Source organism: Shewanella gelidimarina, assembly GCF_023283945.1.
Lineage (GTDB): Bacteria > Pseudomonadota > Gammaproteobacteria > Enterobacterales > Shewanellaceae > Shewanella > Shewanella gelidimarina.
In genome coordinates this window covers 82,053-101,474 of the sequence record NZ_JAKIKW010000014.1, presented here as the reverse complement: position 1 = coordinate 101,474, position 19,422 = coordinate 82,053, and the positions used below count along the sequence as shown (strand labels likewise).

Here is a 19,422-nt window from a genome sequence, read left to right as displayed (position 1 = left end):
AGGCCATTGAGATGAACGTTGCCATGCTCCATGGTGATGAAGTCCTATCGAGAAAGTGCTCAGTAATGTTAGAACCCCAGCCGTGATACTGGCAAAGGTGTTGTCAGAGATAAAGCGAAAGCAGAACTTCAACGAACAGATTGAACGGATTTGACTTTTTAACGCTTAAAAAGTGTTGAGACATTTCGTGGATCAAAAGATGGGGCTAAGCAGATGCGTGATTTTAGAGCTCAGGTTTGAGCAGATATCTTGTGGCCTTGAATACGATTTGCGCTTGAATACGATGCCAACGAGCAATGGATAATTTGCTACAAACCGCATTTTCACTGCTGATATCAGAGAATGATCCCGCGATACCGCTGTTATTTTTAATTGCTCCCACTGTTTTGTATCGACAGGGCTGGTTGTTAGCCATGACACTGCTTATAATACTATCCATAAAAATTTATCATTAGGCTCTTTTTCGAGCTAGTTGCACAACCTAATTCAGGACGGTTTCATGTATCAAACCACTGCAGCACTGCGTAGTGCTTTCTTGGAATATTTCCGCACCAACGGTCACCAGGTCGTTGATAGTAGCTCTCTAGTACCAGGTAACGACCCAACGTTATTATTTACTAATGCGGGTATGAACCAGTTTAAAGACGTATTTCTTGGAGAAGATAAGCGCAATTATAGCCGTGCCACCTCATCTCAACGCTGTGTAAGAGCGGGCGGCAAGCATAATGATTTAGATAATGTTGGTTACACAGCGCGCCATCATACATTTTTTGAAATGCTCGGTAACTTTAGCTTTGGCGATTACTTTAAAGAAGACGCGATAAACTTTGCTTGGACTTTTCTAACCAAAGAGTTAAACCTGCCTAAAGAGCGTTTATGCGTCACGATTTACGAAACGGATAACGAAGCTTACGATATCTGGACGAAAAAAGTCGGTATTGCTCCTGAAAACGTTATTCGCATAGGCGATAACAAAGGCGCTCCTTATAATTCAGATAACTTCTGGCAGATGGGTGACACAGGCCCTTGTGGTCCTTGTAGTGAAATATTCTATGATCATGGCGATCATATCTGGGGTGGCCGTCCAGGTACTCCAGAAGAAGATGGCGATAGATTTATTGAAATCTGGAATATCGTATTCATGCAGTACAACCGCCAAGCTAACGGCGACATGAACCCATTACCAAAGCCATCTGTTGATACTGGAATGGGGATTGAGCGCATCGCTGCGATTATGCAGGGCGTGCATTCAAACTATGAGATTGATATTTTCCAAGCGCTAATTAAAAAGACTGCTGAAATTGTTGGTGTTACTGATTTAGAAAATAAATCATTACGTGTGATTTCAGATCATATCCGTTCATGTGCTTTCTTGATTGCTGATGGTGTTATGCCATCAAATGAAGGCCGCGGTTACGTCCTTCGCCGTATTATTCGCCGCGCAGTTCGTCACGGTAATAAGCTTGGTGCTACTGATAGTTTCTTTTACAAGTTAGTCCCAACATTGATTGAAGTTATGGGTGATGCCGCTAAAGGTTTAGTGGCTACTCAAGCGATTGTTGAAAAGTCACTTAAAGCCGAAGAAGAGCAATTTGCTCGTACGCTCGAACGTGGTTTAGGTATTCTTGATAATGCACTCACTAATCTAAAAGGTGAAGTATTAGACGGTGAAACAGCCTTTAAATTGTATGATACCTACGGGTTCCCTGTTGATTTAACCGCAGATGTTTGTCGTGAGCGTGATATTACGGTCGATGAGGCAGGCTTTGAAATCGCAATGGCAGAGCAACGAAGCCGTGCTCAAGCCGCGGGTCAATTTGGCACTGATTACAACGAAGGCCTTAAGATCGATGCACAAAGTAATTTTGTAGGTTATGAGGACCTTAATAACCAAGCCACTATTATTGCTATCTATAAAGCGGGTGAATCCGTCAGTCAGCTTGCTGCGGGTGATGAAGCGGTCATCGTGCTTGATAACACGCCATTTTACGGTGAATCTGGTGGCCAGTCTGGCGACAAAGGCTTACTGGTTGCCGATGGTGTTGAGTATAATGTTACAGATACTCAAAAATATGGCCAAGCTATTGGTCATATTGGTAAGCTCGCGCTTGGTTCAATTCAGGTTGGCCAATCCGTTGCTACTCATGTCGACAAAGAATGTCGTCAAAGAACAGAATTAAACCACTCCGTTACGCATTTACTTCACGCGGCGCTGCGCCAAGTGTTAGGTACGCACGTTACTCAGAAAGGCTCGTTAGTTGACCCTGAACGTTTACGTTTCGATTTCTCTCATTTTGAAGGCGTCAAAGCCTCAGAGGTCAAAGAAGTAGAAGAGTTGGTTAATACTCAGATCCGACGTAACCACGCGTTAACCGCTGAAGTGATGGACATAGATCAAGCCAAAGAGAAAGGCGCAATGGCGTTATTTGGCGAGAAGTATGACGCTGAAGTACGTGTTGTCACTATGGGTGATTTCTCGATTGAACTCTGTGGCGGCACACACGTAGGTCGTACTGGTGATATCGGTCTGTTTAAGATCACCTCTGAAGGTGGTATTGCTGCGGGTATACGCCGAATTGAAGCGGTAACAGGTGTAGCTGCAATGACTTATATTGCTAAGCAACAGGCTCAACTAGAAGAAGCTGCATCGTTATTGAAAGGGGATAGTGCTTCTGTTGTTGCAAAGCTTAAAGCACAACTGGATAAGGCTAAGTTGCTTGAGAAAGAGCTTGCACAGCTAAAAGATAAACTTGCGGCTGCAACCAGTGCCGATCTCGTCGGTGAAGCTGTTGAGGTCAATGGTATTAAAGTTTTAGTTAAGAAGCTTGAAGGCGTTGATGCAGGTTCGCTTCGCGGTTTGCAAGATGAACTCAAGCAGAAGCTTAAGTCTGGTATCGTTGTATTAGGGATTGCTGGCGACGCCAAGGTGAACCTCATCGCGGGTGTCACTAAAGATCTCACTGGCAAAGTGAAAGCGGGTGAGCTTATAGCCTCTATCGCTGTACAAGTTGGTGGCAAGGGCGGTGGGCGTCCTGATATGGCACAAGCAGGTGGTAGCCAACCTGAAAACCTTCAAAGTGCATTAGATAGCGTTATACCTTGGATTTCTGACAAGCTGGCTTAATCGTGATGGCTGTTGAATGAAAGTTTGAAAAACGCTCTTTATGAGCGTTTTTTGTTGTCTGAAGGCTAAAAGTTAGCATAAGTGCTAATGGTAGCCGCTATGTTTAGCGAACTAATTGCATAAATATCACTATTTACGAGAAAACTAGTAGATATAACAGTTAACTTTGGTATGGTGATTGTGACAATGAAACGTTGTTTGGCTAATGGATTTTAAAGGTGTTGCTAAAATGGTCTTCAAACTGTTTTCATGCCCGTTTAATCTCTATGTTTGATAATAGCCTTTTAGTGCAGAATTTTTTTAATATGGCTTGTAGGGTTTTGATGCTAGAACTGTATATAAAGGCAGTGAAGGTGCAATTAATTGGCGTATTTCAAATTGAATACTGTTAATTTGTACTAAGCTAACTCTATAATAAGTATATAGCGGAATAATGCCGTATAAAGCAAGTTTAGGAACTAAAGGAGCAACATAATGCTGATATTGACTCGTCGTGTTGGTGAAACACTGATGATTGGTGATGAAGTTACGGTCACTGTATTAGGCGTTAAAGGTAACCAAGTAAGAATTGGTGTTAATGCACCTAAAGAAATCTCTGTCCATCGTGAAGAGATATATCAACGCATTCAATCTGAAAAATCAGGGACTGCTCCAGAAGGCGGAAACTTCTGATTGTAGTTTGATGATTACTGAGAATTTTAGAAGCTAGTTTTTTAACTGGCTTTTTTATTTTTTAGGATATGAAAAGTCTTATTATGGGCGTTCTTAGGCGGATATACAGTCAACATGCTTAAAAACAGTCCAAACGGAAATAGTTTCTTCGAAATGGTTTGACTTATTTTCGGCAAACAGTAATATGTGCGCCAAGAAACGGAGAGGTGGCCGAGTGGCCGAAGGCGCTCCCCTGCTAAGGGAGTATGGGCGTTAAATCCCATCGAGGGTTCGAATCCCTCCCTCTCCGCCATTTCTTACAGTAAACGACGATGCGGATGTAGCTCAGCTGGATAGAGTACCTGGCTACGAACCAGGCGGTCGGAGGTTCGACTCCTCCCATCCGCACCATAATTTACTGTTGTGTTTAAATGTTTTAGTGAGCGGATGTAGCTCAGCTGGATAGAGTACCTGGCTACGAACCAGGCGGTCGGAGGTTCGACTCCTCCCATCCGCACCATTAAATCATTTGAAAGTTTTTGCTTAATATTTGCGGATGTAGCTCAGCTGGATAGAGTACCTGGCTACGAACCAGGCGGTCGGAGGTTCGACTCCTCCCATCCGCACCATTAAGTTGTTTTAATTGCTTTACCTTTATATATGCGGATGTAGCTCAGCTGGATAGAGTACCTGGCTACGAACCAGGCGGTCGGAGGTTCGACTCCTCCCATCCGCACCATAAAGTTTTTAAATTTTTACCTTAATATATGCGGATGTAGCTCAGCTGGATAGAGTACCTGGCTACGAACCAGGCGGTCGGAGGTTCGACTCCTCCCATCCGCACCATTAAGTTGTTTTAAATGTTTTATCTTTATATATGCGGATGTAGCTCAGCTGGATAGAGTACCTGGCTACGAACCAGGCGGTCGGAGGTTCGACTCCTCCCATCCGCACCATATAAGGCTTACAGATTTTGCGTTTTAGTTTTCATCGATAATGTCTTTGGAAACTAATTAAACGGATGGTGAATATAACTCCTTCCATGCGCACCATGTTTTGCGGAGAGGTGGCCGAGTGGCCGAAGGCGCTCCCCTGCTAAGGGAGTATGGGCGTTAAATCCCATCGAGGGTTCGAATCCCTCCCTCTCCGCCATTCTTTAACAATAAACCGCTTAATAGCGGTTTTTTTGTGCCTGAGTTTTACCTATATGAATAGTGTCATTATTTTCATCAGTGTCAGTACCCACAATAATCTCCTTTCGTTTTTATCTTAATCCGTTACTTGCAACTTTCCTGATAGTTGCTTGCAGTATTAACAACAGATTGCATCAATAGTTTTAAATTCCAAGCAAAGCTTTGTTCATCTATTTACCTCACTAAAGGTAGACTTTAGTTTTACGACCGCCACGAAATATTGCAGCCCTACCTTACTTTTAGTCCATTAATCCATAGTTGGAGTCAAATAGTTGTAATTTTAGTTGATTACACTTTGGTAACGTGTGACTTTAAAGTTAGCAACTATATTTGTCGTAATCATTCTGGAAGTCGCATTGCGCAGAATGAATTCAGGTTTGTATAACAACAAGTTTGTATTAAAGAATGGAGATCTTTTATGACGCTAACTCGCAATACGTTTACTAAAAAATTGGCTCTGCTATCAGTTACCGCTGGACTAATGTCTTTCGCGGCCACGGCGGCTGATAAACCTAATATTCTCGTTATATGGGGAGATGATATTGGGCAATCTAATATCAGTGCCTATACCTTTGGCTTGATGGGCTACCAAACCCCGAATATTGATAGCATTGCCAAAGAGGGGATGATGTTCACTGATTATTATGGTGAGCAATCCTGTACTGCAGGCCGCTCTACCTTTATTACAGGGCAAAGTGTGTTCCGAACTGGCTTGTCAAAAGTGGGAATGCCTGGAGCCGATGTCGGATTACAGGCGTCTGATGCAACCATCGCTGAAATACTCAAGCCTATGGGCTATGCAACGGGTCAATTTGGTAAAAACCATTTAGGCGATAAAGACGAATTCTTGCCTACAAATCACGGTTTTGATGAATTCTTCGGTAATTTGTATCACCTCAATGCTGAAGAGGAACCTGAAAACGCTGACTATCCCAAAAATCCTGAGTTTCGTAAAAAATTTGGTCCACGTGGCGTTATTAAATCATCTGCTGACGGTAAGATTGAAGATACCGGTCCATTGACTAAGAAACGTATGGAGACTGTTGATGATGAGACCGTTGCTGCTGCGATAGACTTTATGGAGCGAAAGGTAAAAGCCAAAAAGCCATTCTTTGTTTGGTGGAGTGGTACCCGTATGCATTTCCGTACCCATGTTAAACCTGAACTGCAAGGTTCAAGCGGCTTAAGTAATTATACCGATGGTATGATTGAACATGATAATCATGTAGGGCAACTACTTGATACTGTTGATAAGTTAGGAATTAAAGATAATACCATTGTTTTTTATTCGACAGATAATGGGCCACACATGAATACCTGGCCTGATGCAGGAACGACTCCTTTCAGAGGCGAAAAAAATACCAACTGGGAAGGGGCTTACCGTGTGCCTGCAATGGTACGTTGGCCTGGGAAAATCGAAGCTGATTCAGTTTCAAACGAAATTATGCACCATATGGACTGGTTACCGACCTTTGCAGCAGTTGCGGGTGATAGCAAAGTTAAAGACAAGTTATTAAAAGGGCATAAAGCTGGAAGTAAGAAGTTTAAGAATCACCTTGATGGTTATAACTTTTTACCTTATTTAACGGGCAAAGATAAAACGGGTCCTCGTGAGGAGATTTTCTACTTTACTGATGATGGTGATTTAGCGGCGTTGCGTTTTAATAATTGGAAGCTGGTATTTATGGAGCAGAGAATGGCAGGGACTCTAGCATTATGGGCTGAGCCATTTGTGGTACTAAGACTACCAAAAATCTATAACCTGAGAACGGATCCTTACGAAAATGCGGACATTACCTCGAATACTTACTGGGACTGGATGTTAGATCGAGCGTTTATGTTAGTTCCGGCCCAAGCTTATGTAGGCAAATTCCTAAAAACCTTTAAGGAATATCCGCCGAGTCAAAAGGCGGCTAGCTTTAGCTTAGATCAAGTGATGGAGAAGTTGCAGCAACCTGCGAGCAAATAAAAATCAGTATCACTAAGGGCGCTTGCGCCCTTTTTCTATTTTTAAAGGGTACTTATTAAGTATTCTTTAAAAATGGAATGGGTAAAAAGGAAAGCTATCGTATGGACAGCCAAGCTATATATTCACAGCTGAGTGATCTACAAATAGCCTTAGAGAAGCAGGTTCTCGGTCAAGCACATGTTGTAAGAGGATTGATCTTAGCGCTGCTAGCTGATGGGCACGTGCTACTCGAGGGGTTACCAGGTACCGCCAAAACGCGTTCGGTTAAAACGCTATCTAACTTGCTGCACCTAACGCAAGGTCGAGTGCAATTTACCCCTGATCTCTTGCCTTCGGACGTCATTGGTTATGAAGCGTTATCGTCGTCTGACAATAATAAAATTAACTTTAATCCAGGTCCGATCTTTAACCATATTCTACTTGCAGATGAAATTAATAGAGCGCCGCCTAAAGTGCAATCCGCATTGCTGGAAGCAATGGAGGAGCGGCAAGTCACTATTGGCAATACTAGCCATCCAATGGAATCTATTTTTTTGGTATTGGCGACTCAGAACCCTATCGAACAAGAGGGAACTTACCCATTACCAGAAGCTCAAATGGACCGTTTTTTATTTAAATTGGTGATTGATTATCCTGAAGACGAAACCGAACTAGCGATCATTCGTCTAACCCGAAGTCAAGAAGCTAGAACGGATAGCCCTCTAATCAAGATAGATAATGCTGAAGCATTAATTACACAGGCCCGTAGCTTAGTGCATGACGTTTTTATGTCTGAGAGCATTGAGAAATATATCGTCGCTTTGGTTATGGGAACAAGAAAGCCGGAAAGGTATCCGGAGAGCGCCTTACAGAAGTACATAAAAATAGGCGCTAGCCCAAGAGCTTCTATCGCGCTTGATAAGGCATCGCGCGCCCATGCAGTGTTAGAGGGCCGAGACTATGTTGACCCTGATGACGTAAGAGCGGTTGTATTAGCAGTGCTAAGTCACCGAGTCATGCTTTCATACGCAGCATTGGCCGATGGCAAAAGCGCTCAAGATGTCGTTAAAGAGCTCGTAAGCGTGACCCCCGTCTTATGAAGCAAACGATGAGCAAGTTATGAGTAAGCAAGACTCACGAATTTATACTAATTTAAGTGCGTTACTAGCACTTAGGGACGACAGCCGTCATTTGTCATTGTCACCGCGTTATCGGCCCGCAGGCATGCTCTCTGGCAGGCATGCATCGCGTATAAAGGGCCGAGGTTTGAATTTTGAAGAGTTACGTCAATATCAAGCGGGGGACAACATACGCCAAATAGATTCTAGAGTTTCTGCACGTCTAGGAAAACCTTATGTAAGAGTCTATTCAGAAGAAACAGACAGACCAGTTCATATTATTGTTGATCAACGGCTACCGATGTTTTTTGGCAGCCAAGTGAATACTAAGTCTGTGACGGCTGCACACTTGGCGGCGTTGCTAGCATGGCAAGTTTTTGATGCGGGAGACCGCGTTGGTGGCGCAGTTATTGGTTGCAGAGATATGGTGCAGATGTCACCTAAACGTGCCAGCCATAATGTTATTCATCTACTCGAAGCAATTGTAGTTGCCAACAATCAATTGGATTTAGCTTCACTTAAAAAAAATACTATAAACAGCATATCAAATTCACTTCTGTCTCAAGTTAGACCGTTAATTGCCACGCTAAACAGCCAAAGTGTGATGATATTAATTACGGATATCGAAGGTATTGAGATTGAAGAGCTCGCAGAATTAGAGATTTTAGCTCAAAAAACAAATGTGCTGCTTTTTGTCGTCCAAGATCCGCTTGAAGACGACTTAACGCGTGCTCATGGCTTGAGTGTTTCTCTCGGAGAACAGCAAATTAATATCCAAGCCAACGCTCAAAATCAACAGAAATATGATGCGCTTTATCAGCAGCGTTTAACCTGTTTAAAAAAAGCGGTGCTAGCAAGCGTATTACCCGTGGGACTCGTCAATACTTATGAGCCTGTCATTACCCAATTAAGTCGTTTGCTAATGGGTGAGCCAGTATGAATCAGGTTACCCAACTCGTCGATATACCTTTACCCAACGCTATTCCATGGTGGCCTTTAGCGGCAGGCTGGTATGGAGTCGCGCTTGTCGGATTATTATTTTTGCTTGTGCTTATGTATCGAAAAAGACAACGCTGGGTTGCTGATGGCTATAGGCGCGCTGCATTGAAGCAGCTGCAATCATTAACACTGAATGATGCCGGAAGGATGAACCAAGTCATAAGAAATACAGCAATGTCAGCAAATCTGTGTGATGTTAAATTAAGCCAAACAGGGGCACTTTGGTACCGAGCGATAATAAATAGTAGCCGAAATGTCATTTTTACCGAGGCGCAGTTACAACAACTAGAACGGTTAAATTATCAATCGGCTACACAAGCTTTGCGGTATCTGTCAGAGAGTGACTTTTCTAAGCTGAATCAATTATGTCAGCGTTGGGTAAAGGAGCACCACTTTGAACATCAGTCTTGAGTATCCATGGATGCTAGCATTGGTTGCCTTACCGGTCTTTGTCTTCCGTATTTTCCCGGTGTATCTGCAGCCTGCAGCATCTATCTATTTACCCTTTTTTGCTCGATTAGTCGCAGCGACGGGGCAAGCGCCTACGTCAGGTAGCCAAGTTAAACAACGAAAGCGCATTCAGGCTGTGGCATTACTACTCAGTTGGCTACTGACCATCATTTGCCTAGCACGACCGGTACTGCTAGGTGAGCCCGTCATTACGCAGAAGACAGGACGAGATCTGATGGTCGCCGTCGACCTATCTCAATCAATGGAACAAGAGGATTACCAGCTCAATGAACAAGGTAAGGTTTCTCGCTTAGTCGCACTTAAATCTTTGCTCAACACCTTTTCAAAGCAGCGTAATGGCGATAGGTTGGGGCTGATTGTTTTTGGTTCTGGCGCATATCTACAAGTCCCATTCACTGAAGATATTACGCTCTGGCAGACATTATTGCAGCAAATGGATACTCAGATGGCGGGCCCCGCTACCGCAATTGGTGATGCAATAGGCTTGAGTATTCGTGCTTTTGATGGTTCCAATACGACCCAGCGAATACTGTTGTTAGTCACTGATGGCAGTGATACTAGCTCTAGGCTAGATCCGGTGGATGCAGCCCGAGTGGCTGCAGCCGAGGGTATCGCCGTTTTTACATTAGGCATGGGCTCAATTGATACTGAAGGCGAGGATAAAGTTGATTTTAATACGCTTAATAAAATAGCTAAGATCACCAAGGGCCATGCATTTGAAGGCAATAGTACTGACGCTATTGAACAGGTTTTACGACAGGTGAATGAGATTGCACCAGCAAAGTATCAACAACAAAGTTATTTACCTAAGTTAGACATTTATCCTTGGCTCATGGGACCGATGTTAATCATCTATATTTGTGTATGGTTGGCGCTCACTATCTCAACAGCAGTGGCAGCAAAGAGGCAAGCTTATGTTAAGTAGCTTGCAGCTTGCAGAGCCCCTCTGGTTATGGTTATTTTTGCCTATTGCTCTGCTAATGTATGGCCTTTGGCGCAATCAAAAAAGGGCACAGGAACAAGCTGGTGAGGGCGTCATCGCAGCGCACTTAGCAACAGTATTTTCAATGCAAAATAGTCACAAAGCGACTAAAGCGCCGATAGCACTCACTTTACTCACTGTTAGCTTCATCATTTTTGCACTCGCGGGACCAAGCTGGCTAAAGCCCAGTGACGATGATATCAAATCTCCGCTGATCATCGCCCTTGATCTTTCGCCATCAATGTTAAAGAGCGAAGGGAGCATAAATCACCTAGAACGTGCAAAGTTACTGATATTAAAACTGTTAAAGCAGGGCAGTTCTAGGCCTATTTCGCTGGTTGCATTTGCAGGCAGCAGTCACCAAGTATTACCGCCATCGGATCAATTTGCGCTGTTAACGCTATATTTGGGCTATATGTCGCCTCAAGTTATGCCTGTGGAGGGTGATGATATTGATCGTTTGATTGACGTTATTGTAGCCATTCCCGACGCACAAAAATTTGGTTTTGACTTACTGGTCTTATCGGATGGTTTTGAAGGTGAAGGCAAAGCGTTGGCTAAGTTTACTCAGATACAAAATGCCCAAGTGTTATTCGCTGCATTAACGGCATCCACAGAGCCTGCAGCGAGACAGCTTGGTTTTACGGTGATGACTGCGGATAGCCTTTTATCTGGCAATGACAACTTGATAGAGAAGGTTTCAGAGTTAGAACAGGCTGCGATAGGTCAATCAAGTTTGATGGTTAACCAAGGGTATTGGTTACTTTATCCTGCTGCACTGCTGTTATTGCTGTTTTTCCGCAGAGGTTTTAGTTTGTATTGGGCGACTTCTATTGTGTTATGCGTCAGCTTGATGCCAGCGCCAGCGCATGCACAATGGCTCGACTTGTTCTTTAGTGCCGATCAGCAAGGACAATATTATTACGACAACGGTGATTTTAAAGAAGCTGCATTACGCTTTAAAGACCCGAGCTGGAAAGCGCGTGCCTATTACCAAGCTAAAGAGTACAGCAAGGCGGCTAAGATATATCGCCAGCAGGATGATCTGCAAAGTCTTTTTAATCTTGCAATGACCTACACTCGTGGGCGTAATTACAGTAAAGCAAAGCAGCTTTATCAATTGCTACTCGATATTGAACCAAACTTTGCGGGTGCCAGAAAGAACTTACAAATAGTGACTCAGCTTATACAAGACATTAAGCAGCTTGGCGAGAGCCAACAAGAGGAAAACCCACCAGAGTCAATAGATCCCGACGATATGACAGACATGGAGCTTGGTGCCGACAAACCACAAATGGGAAAAATACAAGTTGAGTTGCAGCAGTTGTCAGTAGAGGAGTTATTAAATAGTGAGACTAAAAAGGAGCAGTGGTTAAGAGATATCAGTAAAGACCCTCAACAGTTTTTGGCCGCTAAATTTCAAGCTCAGTACAACTTGTCTCAACAGGATGAGAGCTCTTTAACTCCAGAGGCAAAGAGTAACGACGATGCTAAGGAGGAGGGGAATGATTAGCAAGGCTATCTGTTTTTTACTCCAATATAAGCGTGTCGCTTTGTATGGCTTTTATATCCTTGGTTTCAGCAGTAGCGTGATTGCCGATAATACTTCCTCCACGACTAATAGCGCGACTTTTGTTGCCAGTACCGGGGTTTCTTCGACTCAAATAGTGACACAAGTTTCTAATGTTCATCCTATCGTTGGTGAGCAAACCGTATTACGTTTTGAGCTACTGGTTAACGGTTTTTTTAACGGTGGCACTGAGTTTGATCTACCTTCTATGTCGAGTGCACGATTATCCCAAGCATCTGCATTTGCCATTAATGGCAGCAGAACGATTGCTGGGCAAGCGCTGTCCTCTCAGATCTGGGAGGTGTATCTTTATCCCGAACATAAAGGTGTTATTGAGGTACCAAGTGTTCGATTCAAAATAAAGTATATGGATAGCAGTAGCGGAGAACCAAAAACGGCAACGTTAATGTCGGATGCCGTTGCTCTTTACGCACACATTCCAGCAAGTCTTAAAGATGTGAAGCAATACATTGTCACTGAATCTGTATCGATTGATGAGCAGTGGTCAGAGCCACAGCAAAGCTACAACATTGGTGATGTGATTAAGCGTGAAATCAACATTTCTGTTACTAATCTTCCGGCAATGAATATACCTCGAATAGGCATAACGGCGCCTAATGGCATTAACGTTATGGCGCTTGAAGCTAAACTTACTGACAGCAATAATCGTGGTGAAAATAGCGCAATACTTAGCCAAGAGTTTAGTTATATTATTGAAGCAGGAGGAGAATTTACTGTTGGAGGAGAAGAGGTGGTTTGGTGGCAGCCTGACGGCGGGTTACATCGACTAAACTTAGCTGAAATTAAACTCAAGGTTATCGGGGCTAACGCTAACCGATATCGCATGCTGTTTGCTCTCGTCGGATTTGTGTTAGTGATAATGGTTTTATTGGGGCTGAGTAAGCTGACGTTGCCGATACGAGTAAAATTGACTCAAGCACTATTAGCGGGAGATTGGCGACAATTTATCAATCTAATGTATCAACGCGGAGATCTCATCTCTGCGCCTGTGCTAATCAAACCGTCTTTACCATTGCAAGCGCCGTATGCTTCGACAGAGGTACTGAAAAAGCATCAACTTATATCGCAGTTATTTAAAGCATGCTTTAGCGCTACTGCTGAAAAGGATAACCACGTATACAAGTCTAAAAAAACAGCTGTTCTATCAGTAAAAAAGGCTTTTATGTTCTTAATAAAATAGTGGATTTTGAAAAAGGCTACTCAGTTAATTTGTGCTCCTGAATGACTAAGTTTAACGAGACCAATAGTTTGATTGATTACTGCATAAAATCTCATTCTAGTCATAAGGTCACTCTCTGTTCTTATATCTGAAATTACTTTCCTTTAACTTAATATTCAAATTATAAACTTCGAGGGTTATTGTGGAAGATGCTGATGATTCTCTAGTTATTTTAATGATAAATTATAGAATCATCATCGCTGCTGTGATATTTTTATTCTTATTGGTATGACCAATTTACAAAGGTCTCGCTATTTTGTTATAGATTGGTTATTGTTTTTGCCGATGACAGCAGTCTTCTAGTGGCTTTAAGCTTAGGCATTATCGAAATGAATGCATAACATGTGAACAGTTAGTGAATAAATATTTGTTTTATTCCAGTATATTTACATAATCCGTAAAATGGGCCGACAAAACTAGCATACACTCATTTGGTTGCACCGTTTTTGTCTTAGTGTATATAGGGCTTTAGAGAGGAAGAGATGGAAACAATATCAGAACAGTTAACCGATGCGCTTGGGATCATGATCCTCGGCATGTCGTTGGTTTTTGTATTTTTAGGTATATTGATTTTGGGAATGAAGCTAGTTGCTAAAAAATATGCGCCTGTACCCCAAGAGAAAGCAACCGTTAATGCTCGCCAACCGGCAGTAACTAAACCCGCAGTGAGTCCTTTAATGGCAGCCGTTATCGCCTCTGCAATTCATCAGCACCGCCAAAAAGCATAAATAAGTAGGGAGTTACAATGAGCAAGCCACTGGCTTTAACCGACGTCGTCTTAAGAGATGCTCACCAATCCATTCTCGCTACTAGGTTGCGCACCGAAGATATGTTACCGATCGCACCTTTGCTCGACAAAGTCGGCTTTTGGTCGCTTGAGTCATGGGGCGGAGCAACGTTTGATTCTTGCATCCGTTATCTTGGTGAAGACCCATGGGAACGTATTAGAGAGCTTAAAAAAGCCATGCCTAATACCCCTCAACAAATGCTGTTAAGAGGACAGAATCTTTTAGGTTATCGCCACTATGCTGATGATTTAGTTAACCGTTTTGTCGAACGTGCTCATACTAACGGGGTTGATGTATTCCGTATTTTTGATGCAATGAATGATGTGCGTAACCTTGAAACTGCAGTTAAATCTGTGGTTGAAGTCGGTGCACATGCGCAAGGTACTATATCCTACACAACGAGCCCAGTGCACACGATGGACACATGGATTGACATGGCTAAGCGTCTTGAAGATATGGGCTGTCACTCTTTATGTATCAAAGATATGGCCGGGCTATTAAAGCCGTTCGATGCCTTTGACATGATTAGCCAAATCAAATCTCAAACGGATTTGGTTGTTTCTATGCAGTGTCATGCAACAACAGGGCTTAGCACCGCTACCTACCAAAAAGCGATTGAAGCGGGCATTGATGTACTTGATACCGCCATTTCGTCAATGAGTCAGACTTATGGTCACAGCGCGACAGAAACTCTGGTGGCAATGGTTGAAGATACTGACAGAGCGACCGGCTATGACATGGCGTTATTGGAAGAGATAGCCGCTTACTTTAGAGTGGTACGCAAAAAATATGCAGCTTTCGAAGGTGAACTTAAAGGTATTGATTCGCGCATTCTCCGTGCTCAAGTCCCAGGTGGCATGTTGACCAATATGGAAAGCCAACTGAAAGAGCAAGGCGCTGCAGACAAGTTAGATTTAGTGTTAGAAGAGATCCCACGCGTTCGTGAAGACTTAGGTTTCATTGCCTTAGTCACGCCAACCTCTCAAATTGTCGGTACCCAAGCGGTGATTAACGTGCTTACGGGTGAGCGTTATAAATCGCTTACCAAAGAAACAGAAGGCGTACTCAAGGGCGAATATGGCGCCACGCCAGCGCCTGTAAATAGCGAGCTGCAGCAACGCGTTTTAGCGGGCGCTGAAGCCATAACTTGTCGCCCAGCAGACTTACTCGAAGCTGAGCTCGACAGGTTACGCCTTGAGTTAGTTGAAAAGGCCAAAGCCGAAGCGATTACCCTATCAACAGAGGTAGATGATGACGTCTTAACGTACGCACTATTTCCGCAGATTGGCCTTAAATTTCTTAAAAACCGCAATAATCCAGACGCATTTGAACCCAAACCTGAAGTCGCTGCTCAAGCGCTTGAACAAGTAAAAAAAGCAGAGCTAGCAGCTGCCAATAAGCAAGGGCCAGCAACTTACACTGTCACGGTGCAGGGTCAGCGATTTGTCGTTGAAGTGGCCGAAGGGGGAGATATCAGTGAAATAACTTCTGCCGAGAATGTGATTCCTTTTGCTGCTCCCGCGACAACTGCCGCCGTTGAGTCGTTGGTGGTCAAGTTGGAACAAAATGCACCGCTATCAGGTAATATTTTTAAAGTGCATGTGTCTCCTGGTGACACGGTGAAAGAGGGTGATGTTGTCATTATTTTAGAAGCGATGAAGATGGAAACGGAAATAAGAGCCGAGGCTGATGGAGTGATCTCTCAGGTTTGGGTTAAAGAGGGTGATTCGGTATCAGTTGGTAGTCAGCTGTTAGCGTTAGCATAGGAGTCATCATGGAAGGATTAATCGCCTTTTGGTCTGAGTCCGGCATTGCCAACTTTACGCCAGGTCAATTGTTAATGATGGGTGTCGGCTGCTTATTACTCTTTTTAGCTATCGCAAAAGGGTTTGAGCCGTTACTGCTTTTACCGATAGGCTTTGGCGCTATTTTAGCCAACATTCCTAATGGTGGATTTACTGACGAAGGTGGGCTGCTCTATTTCGCTTACCATGTCGGTATTGAAACGGGAATCTTCCCGCTATTGATCTTTATGGGGGTGGGGGCATTAACCGATTTTGGGGCATTGATTGCTAACCCTAAAATGTTATTACTTGGCGCCGCAGCACAATTTGGTATTTTTGCCACCTTGCTCGGGGCGATTGGTTTGAATTTAGTCCCTGGGTTTGAGTTTTCAATGCAAGATGCTGCTGCTATAGCCATTATTGGCGGCGCAGATGGACCCACAGCTATCTTTTTAGCGTCCAAACTCGCCCCTGACTTACTCGGTGCTATTGCGGTTGCTGCCTACTCTTATATGGCGTTAGTGCCGCTTATACAGCCGCCGATTATGAGGCTGCTGACAACAGAATCTGAGCGTAAGATCAAGATGGAGCAGCTGCGTGAAGTGAGTAAGAAGGAAAAGATAATCTTCCCACTCATGGTATTAGGGCTAACTATTTTGTTCCTTCCTGCAGCAACGCCGTTAGTGGGTATGTTTTGTTTAGGTAACTTGATGCGCGAGTCCGGTGTGGTCGATAGATTGTCTAATACCGCCCAGAATGAGCTGATTAATATCGTCACTATTTTTCTCGGACTCGCAGTGGGTTCTAAATTATCTGCCGATCAGTTTCTGCAAATTGAAACCTTAGGTATTTTGGTCTTGGGGGCGGTTGCATTTGGTATCGGTACCGCAACTGGGGTGTTAATGGCCAAGCTAATGAGTAAATTATCTGGCGGTAAGATTAATCCACTGCTCGGCGCTGCAGGTGTTTCAGCAGTGCCAATGGCGGCGAGGGTCGTCAATAAAGTCGGCCTCGAAGCGAACAATCAGAACTTTTTGTTAATGCATGCAATGGGGCCAAATGTGGCTGGCGTGCTCGGAAGTGCGGTTGCCGCTGGTGTGTTACTAGCGGTACTAGGATAAGCATTTCTATAAAATGTAGAATAGTATTTTTCAATTAAAACAATCCTGTACTTTTCGAGTGCGGGATTTTTTTTGCCTGCAGAAAATGATAGCGTGCGCTTGGATTTACTAAGAACAACTTAATCACCTATGCACCAGCATTCCCCATTTACAACTGTTTGGCCGTGTCATTACAAGCTCTAGTTATCACACCCTTATCGTTATATTCCTGCTTGTTGTGCAAGCGTCATTAGATGTTACGCGCAACAAACTGATGCAACAAAGTAGTTTAAAATTTGAAATAGAAGTTGAGCTTAAGACAGTGCTGGAGGGCGATGTGGTGATCTGGAGTGATACTGATATTGGTGGTCTGTCATTAAACGATGAAGCGTTAGGTTGATGCCGTTAGCGCCTGGTTTTCGAGCTAGGCGCGTAAGCGATGTTGGGTTATTTGTGGGTTACCAACTACGAATGTTTTGGTTTGCGGTCAGCCAAAGTAGAAAGCCTAAGGACAAAATAATCGTTATGCTAATGCCGACAATATAGATAAACCCGGTTCTTCCCTTCTTTAGAGGCACACCGTTGTAATTAAGAAATAGCGCCCATGCGAGAGATAGTAGCAGTGGAATAAAAAACAGCTTAGCCATACTTAAACACCCTCAATATGAATCACTTAGCAATATGATTTTAAAGTATAAAAGAAAAAGGCCACAATTGCGGCCTTTTTCTTTCACAGTAATCTTACTAACTTGTTACAGGTGCTGTTTTAGTGCTCTCTTCGGCATAAAATTGCTCTTGATCAAGCTGTCCTTCAGATTTACCAATAACAACGGCTGTCATCATATCCCCGGTGACATTGGTTGCTGTGCGGATCATATCAATGATCCGGTCAATAGCGGCAATAAATGCAATCCCTTCTAGTGGTAGGCCAACAACACCTAAGGTTACCGTCAGCATCACCATGGCACTGCCCGGCACACCAGCGGTCCCGACTGATGCAACGGTTGCTGTTACCGCAATCAGCATATAGTCAGTCATATCGAGTTGAATGCCATAAATTTGCGCAATAAAAATGGCGGCAATAGCGGGATAGATCCCACCGCAACCATCCATGTTCATGGTCGCGCCAAGGGGCAATACAAATGAGCTATAACGTTTTGATACACCCATTGATTCAGTACAACGTGTGCTTGCCGGCAATGTGCCGAAACTTGATGCCGTCGTAAATGCCACAATTTGTGCTGGCATGGCTTTTCTGAAAAACTGTAAAGGGCTTAATTTAGCCGCGAATTTTACCAGTCCACCATAGACAAAAACAATGTGGATTAACGCAGCAAGGTAGATAGCACCGATGAACTTAGCAAGCGGTAACAGCATGGATAAACCATACTCACCGACCACCCAGGCCATTAAACCAAACACGCCAATCGGGGTGAGTTGCAATACCATACGAGTCAGCTGGAACATCACTTCAGCCCCAGCCTCAAGGGTTCTTTTCAAGGGCGCGGCTTTTTCGCCAACCTTATTGATAGCGATACCAATTAATGCTGCAAATACAATTATCTGGAGAACGTTCCCTTCTGCCAGAGAGGCAAATGGGTTAACGGGGATCATATTTAGCAGTACCTGTGCAAAACCAGGAACCTGACGTTCGCTCACTTCAGTAGCAACCAATTCCATTGAGCCGCCCATATCAATGAGCGAGCCAATGGTTAAGCCGATAAACGACGCTATAGTGCCGGTAAACATAAACATGCCTAACGTCTTAAAGCTCAACCGCTTTAGGTTAGCTTCTGAGCCTAAAGAGGTAATACTCACCACAATGGCGCAGAAAATAAGCGGTGCGACCAGCATTTTGATCGCGCTAATAAATAGGTCACCTAAAGGCTTTAATACCGTTGCCGATTCACCAAAAATGACACCAACAGTAGCACCAAGTACAAAGGCGGCTAATACCTTCTGCCAAAAAGGGATGTTTTTAATTACTTGCCACATTATCAATATTCCAAATATATTATTTTTATGTCATTCGTTTAAGTGACAGGGTTGCCACATAATTTATTGCAATAATTTGCTAGGAGACTAACACTTCAATGCTGTGAAGGTTTACATTTAGTTACCCAATCGTTGGCATTCTATAGATAGAGCACCTTGCATCACAAACCGATTTAGTTATAACTTATTGTCATATAAAAGCTTGTTTTAATTATATTAACAGTTAACTTTTACGTAACATGGCGAAGGTGACTGTAAAAACTATAGAAACCATAATAGATTCATGGCTTAAGCCTAGATGAGCTATGATTGCTGATTAAGGTGATGGAAATATTTTGTTAGCAGAAATCGCAAAACCTTTTTTACATCGTAAGTGATTTAAACTGATTAACAGTCACTGGTTGTTTCAAGCTTACTGGGTAATACTAGTGCCAAGCATAGCTTACTGATCTGATGATA

At 43.4% G+C, this 19,422-nt stretch carries 16 protein-coding genes and 8 tRNA genes; 21 read left to right on the top strand and 3 right to left on the bottom strand.

Annotated features, from left to right (window positions below):
* Positions 1-223: 223 nt before the first annotated feature.
* Positions 224-439, bottom strand: a complete 216-nt coding sequence (locus L2729_RS13145) for a hypothetical protein (RefSeq protein ID WP_248988673.1) — start codon at positions 437-439, stop codon at positions 224-226.
* Between the two features lie 60 nt (positions 440-499).
* Here L2729_RS13145 and alaS point away from each other — a divergent pair, with 60 nt between their 5' ends.
* The 21 genes from alaS to L2729_RS21720 all read left to right on the top strand — a co-directional run bounded on the left by alaS (position 500) and on the right by L2729_RS21720 (position 17,368).
* The gene (alaS, locus tag L2729_RS13140; RefSeq protein WP_248988672.1) at positions 500-3,124 is read left to right on the top strand and encodes an alanine--tRNA ligase; all 2,625 of its coding nucleotides are present in this window, start codon (positions 500-502) and stop codon (positions 3,122-3,124) included.
* A gap of 474 nt (positions 3,125-3,598) precedes the next feature.
* A complete protein-coding gene (gene csrA, locus L2729_RS13135) occupies positions 3,599-3,796 on the top strand; it encodes a carbon storage regulator CsrA (protein WP_101090617.1) in 198 nt (65 codons plus the stop codon).
* 200 nt (positions 3,797-3,996) lie between these two features.
* Positions 3,997-4,088 (top strand) — tRNA-Ser (locus L2729_RS13130).
* A gap of 21 nt (positions 4,089-4,109) precedes the next feature.
* A tRNA-Arg gene (locus L2729_RS13125) sits at positions 4,110-4,186 on the top strand.
* Between the two features lie 32 nt (positions 4,187-4,218).
* Positions 4,219-4,295, top strand: a tRNA-Arg gene (locus L2729_RS13120).
* A gap of 32 nt (positions 4,296-4,327) precedes the next feature.
* A tRNA-Arg gene (locus L2729_RS13115) sits at positions 4,328-4,404 on the top strand.
* Positions 4,405-4,437: 33 nt separating this feature from the next.
* Positions 4,438-4,514: transfer RNA gene (locus tag L2729_RS13110), tRNA-Arg, on the top strand.
* 30 nt (positions 4,515-4,544) lie between these two features.
* Positions 4,545-4,621, top strand: a tRNA-Arg gene (locus L2729_RS13105).
* Between the two features lie 33 nt (positions 4,622-4,654).
* Positions 4,655-4,731, top strand: a tRNA-Arg gene (locus tag L2729_RS13100).
* A 104-nt stretch (positions 4,732-4,835) separates the two neighbouring features.
* Positions 4,836-4,927 (top strand) — tRNA-Ser (locus L2729_RS13095).
* Positions 4,928-5,386: 459 nt separating this feature from the next.
* Entirely contained in the window at positions 5,387-6,937 is a 1,551-nt protein-coding gene (locus L2729_RS13090) for an arylsulfatase (protein ID WP_248988671.1), read from the top strand.
* Positions 6,938-7,038: 101 nt separating this feature from the next.
* On the top strand, positions 7,039-8,016 hold the full coding sequence (locus L2729_RS13085; protein WP_248988670.1) for an AAA family ATPase: 978 nt from the start codon (positions 7,039-7,041) through the stop codon (positions 8,014-8,016).
* Between the two features lie 19 nt (positions 8,017-8,035).
* Positions 8,036-8,974, top strand: coding sequence for a DUF58 domain-containing protein (locus L2729_RS13080; RefSeq protein WP_248988669.1), 939 nt, complete (start codon positions 8,036-8,038; stop codon positions 8,972-8,974).
* A complete protein-coding gene (locus tag L2729_RS13075; protein WP_248988668.1) occupies positions 8,971-9,444 on the top strand; it encodes a DUF4381 domain-containing protein in 474 nt (157 codons plus the stop codon). Before L2729_RS13080 ends, L2729_RS13075 begins: the two co-directional genes overlap by 4 nt.
* Entirely contained in the window at positions 9,428-10,429 is a 1,002-nt protein-coding gene (locus L2729_RS13070) for a VWA domain-containing protein (RefSeq protein WP_248988667.1), read from the top strand. The genes L2729_RS13075 and L2729_RS13070 overlap by 17 nt, the downstream gene beginning before the upstream one ends.
* Positions 10,419-11,999: a BatA domain-containing protein gene (locus L2729_RS13065; protein WP_248988666.1), complete on the top strand. Its 1,581-nt coding sequence runs from the start codon at positions 10,419-10,421 to the stop codon at positions 11,997-11,999. The genes L2729_RS13070 and L2729_RS13065 overlap by 11 nt, the downstream gene beginning before the upstream one ends.
* Positions 11,992-13,257: a BatD family protein gene (locus L2729_RS13060; RefSeq protein WP_248988665.1), complete on the top strand. Its 1,266-nt coding sequence runs from the start codon at positions 11,992-11,994 to the stop codon at positions 13,255-13,257. The genes L2729_RS13065 and L2729_RS13060 overlap by 8 nt, the downstream gene beginning before the upstream one ends.
* A gap of 521 nt (positions 13,258-13,778) precedes the next feature.
* On the top strand, positions 13,779-14,024 hold the full coding sequence (locus L2729_RS13055) for an OadG family protein (protein ID WP_248988664.1): 246 nt from the start codon (positions 13,779-13,781) through the stop codon (positions 14,022-14,024).
* A 17-nt stretch (positions 14,025-14,041) separates the two neighbouring features.
* Positions 14,042-15,850, top strand: a complete 1,809-nt coding sequence (gene oadA, locus L2729_RS13050; protein WP_248988663.1) for a sodium-extruding oxaloacetate decarboxylase subunit alpha — start codon at positions 14,042-14,044, stop codon at positions 15,848-15,850.
* Between the two features lie 8 nt (positions 15,851-15,858).
* Positions 15,859-16,989, top strand: coding sequence for a sodium ion-translocating decarboxylase subunit beta (locus tag L2729_RS13045; RefSeq protein ID WP_202288842.1), 1,131 nt, complete (start codon positions 15,859-15,861; stop codon positions 16,987-16,989).
* A gap of 253 nt (positions 16,990-17,242) precedes the next feature.
* A complete protein-coding gene (locus L2729_RS21720; RefSeq protein ID WP_283104230.1) occupies positions 17,243-17,368 on the top strand; it encodes a hypothetical protein in 126 nt (41 codons plus the stop codon).
* A 58-nt stretch (positions 17,369-17,426) separates the two neighbouring features.
* Here the strand turns inward: L2729_RS21720 and L2729_RS13040 are convergent, their stop codons facing one another.
* Positions 17,427-17,615, bottom strand: coding sequence for a hypothetical protein (locus L2729_RS13040; protein WP_101090627.1), 189 nt, complete (start codon positions 17,613-17,615; stop codon positions 17,427-17,429).
* A 97-nt stretch (positions 17,616-17,712) separates the two neighbouring features.
* Positions 17,713-18,963: a dicarboxylate/amino acid:cation symporter gene (locus tag L2729_RS13035; RefSeq protein ID WP_283104229.1), complete on the bottom strand. Its 1,251-nt coding sequence runs from the start codon at positions 18,961-18,963 to the stop codon at positions 17,713-17,715.
* Between the last annotated feature and the right edge of the window lie 459 nt (positions 18,964-19,422).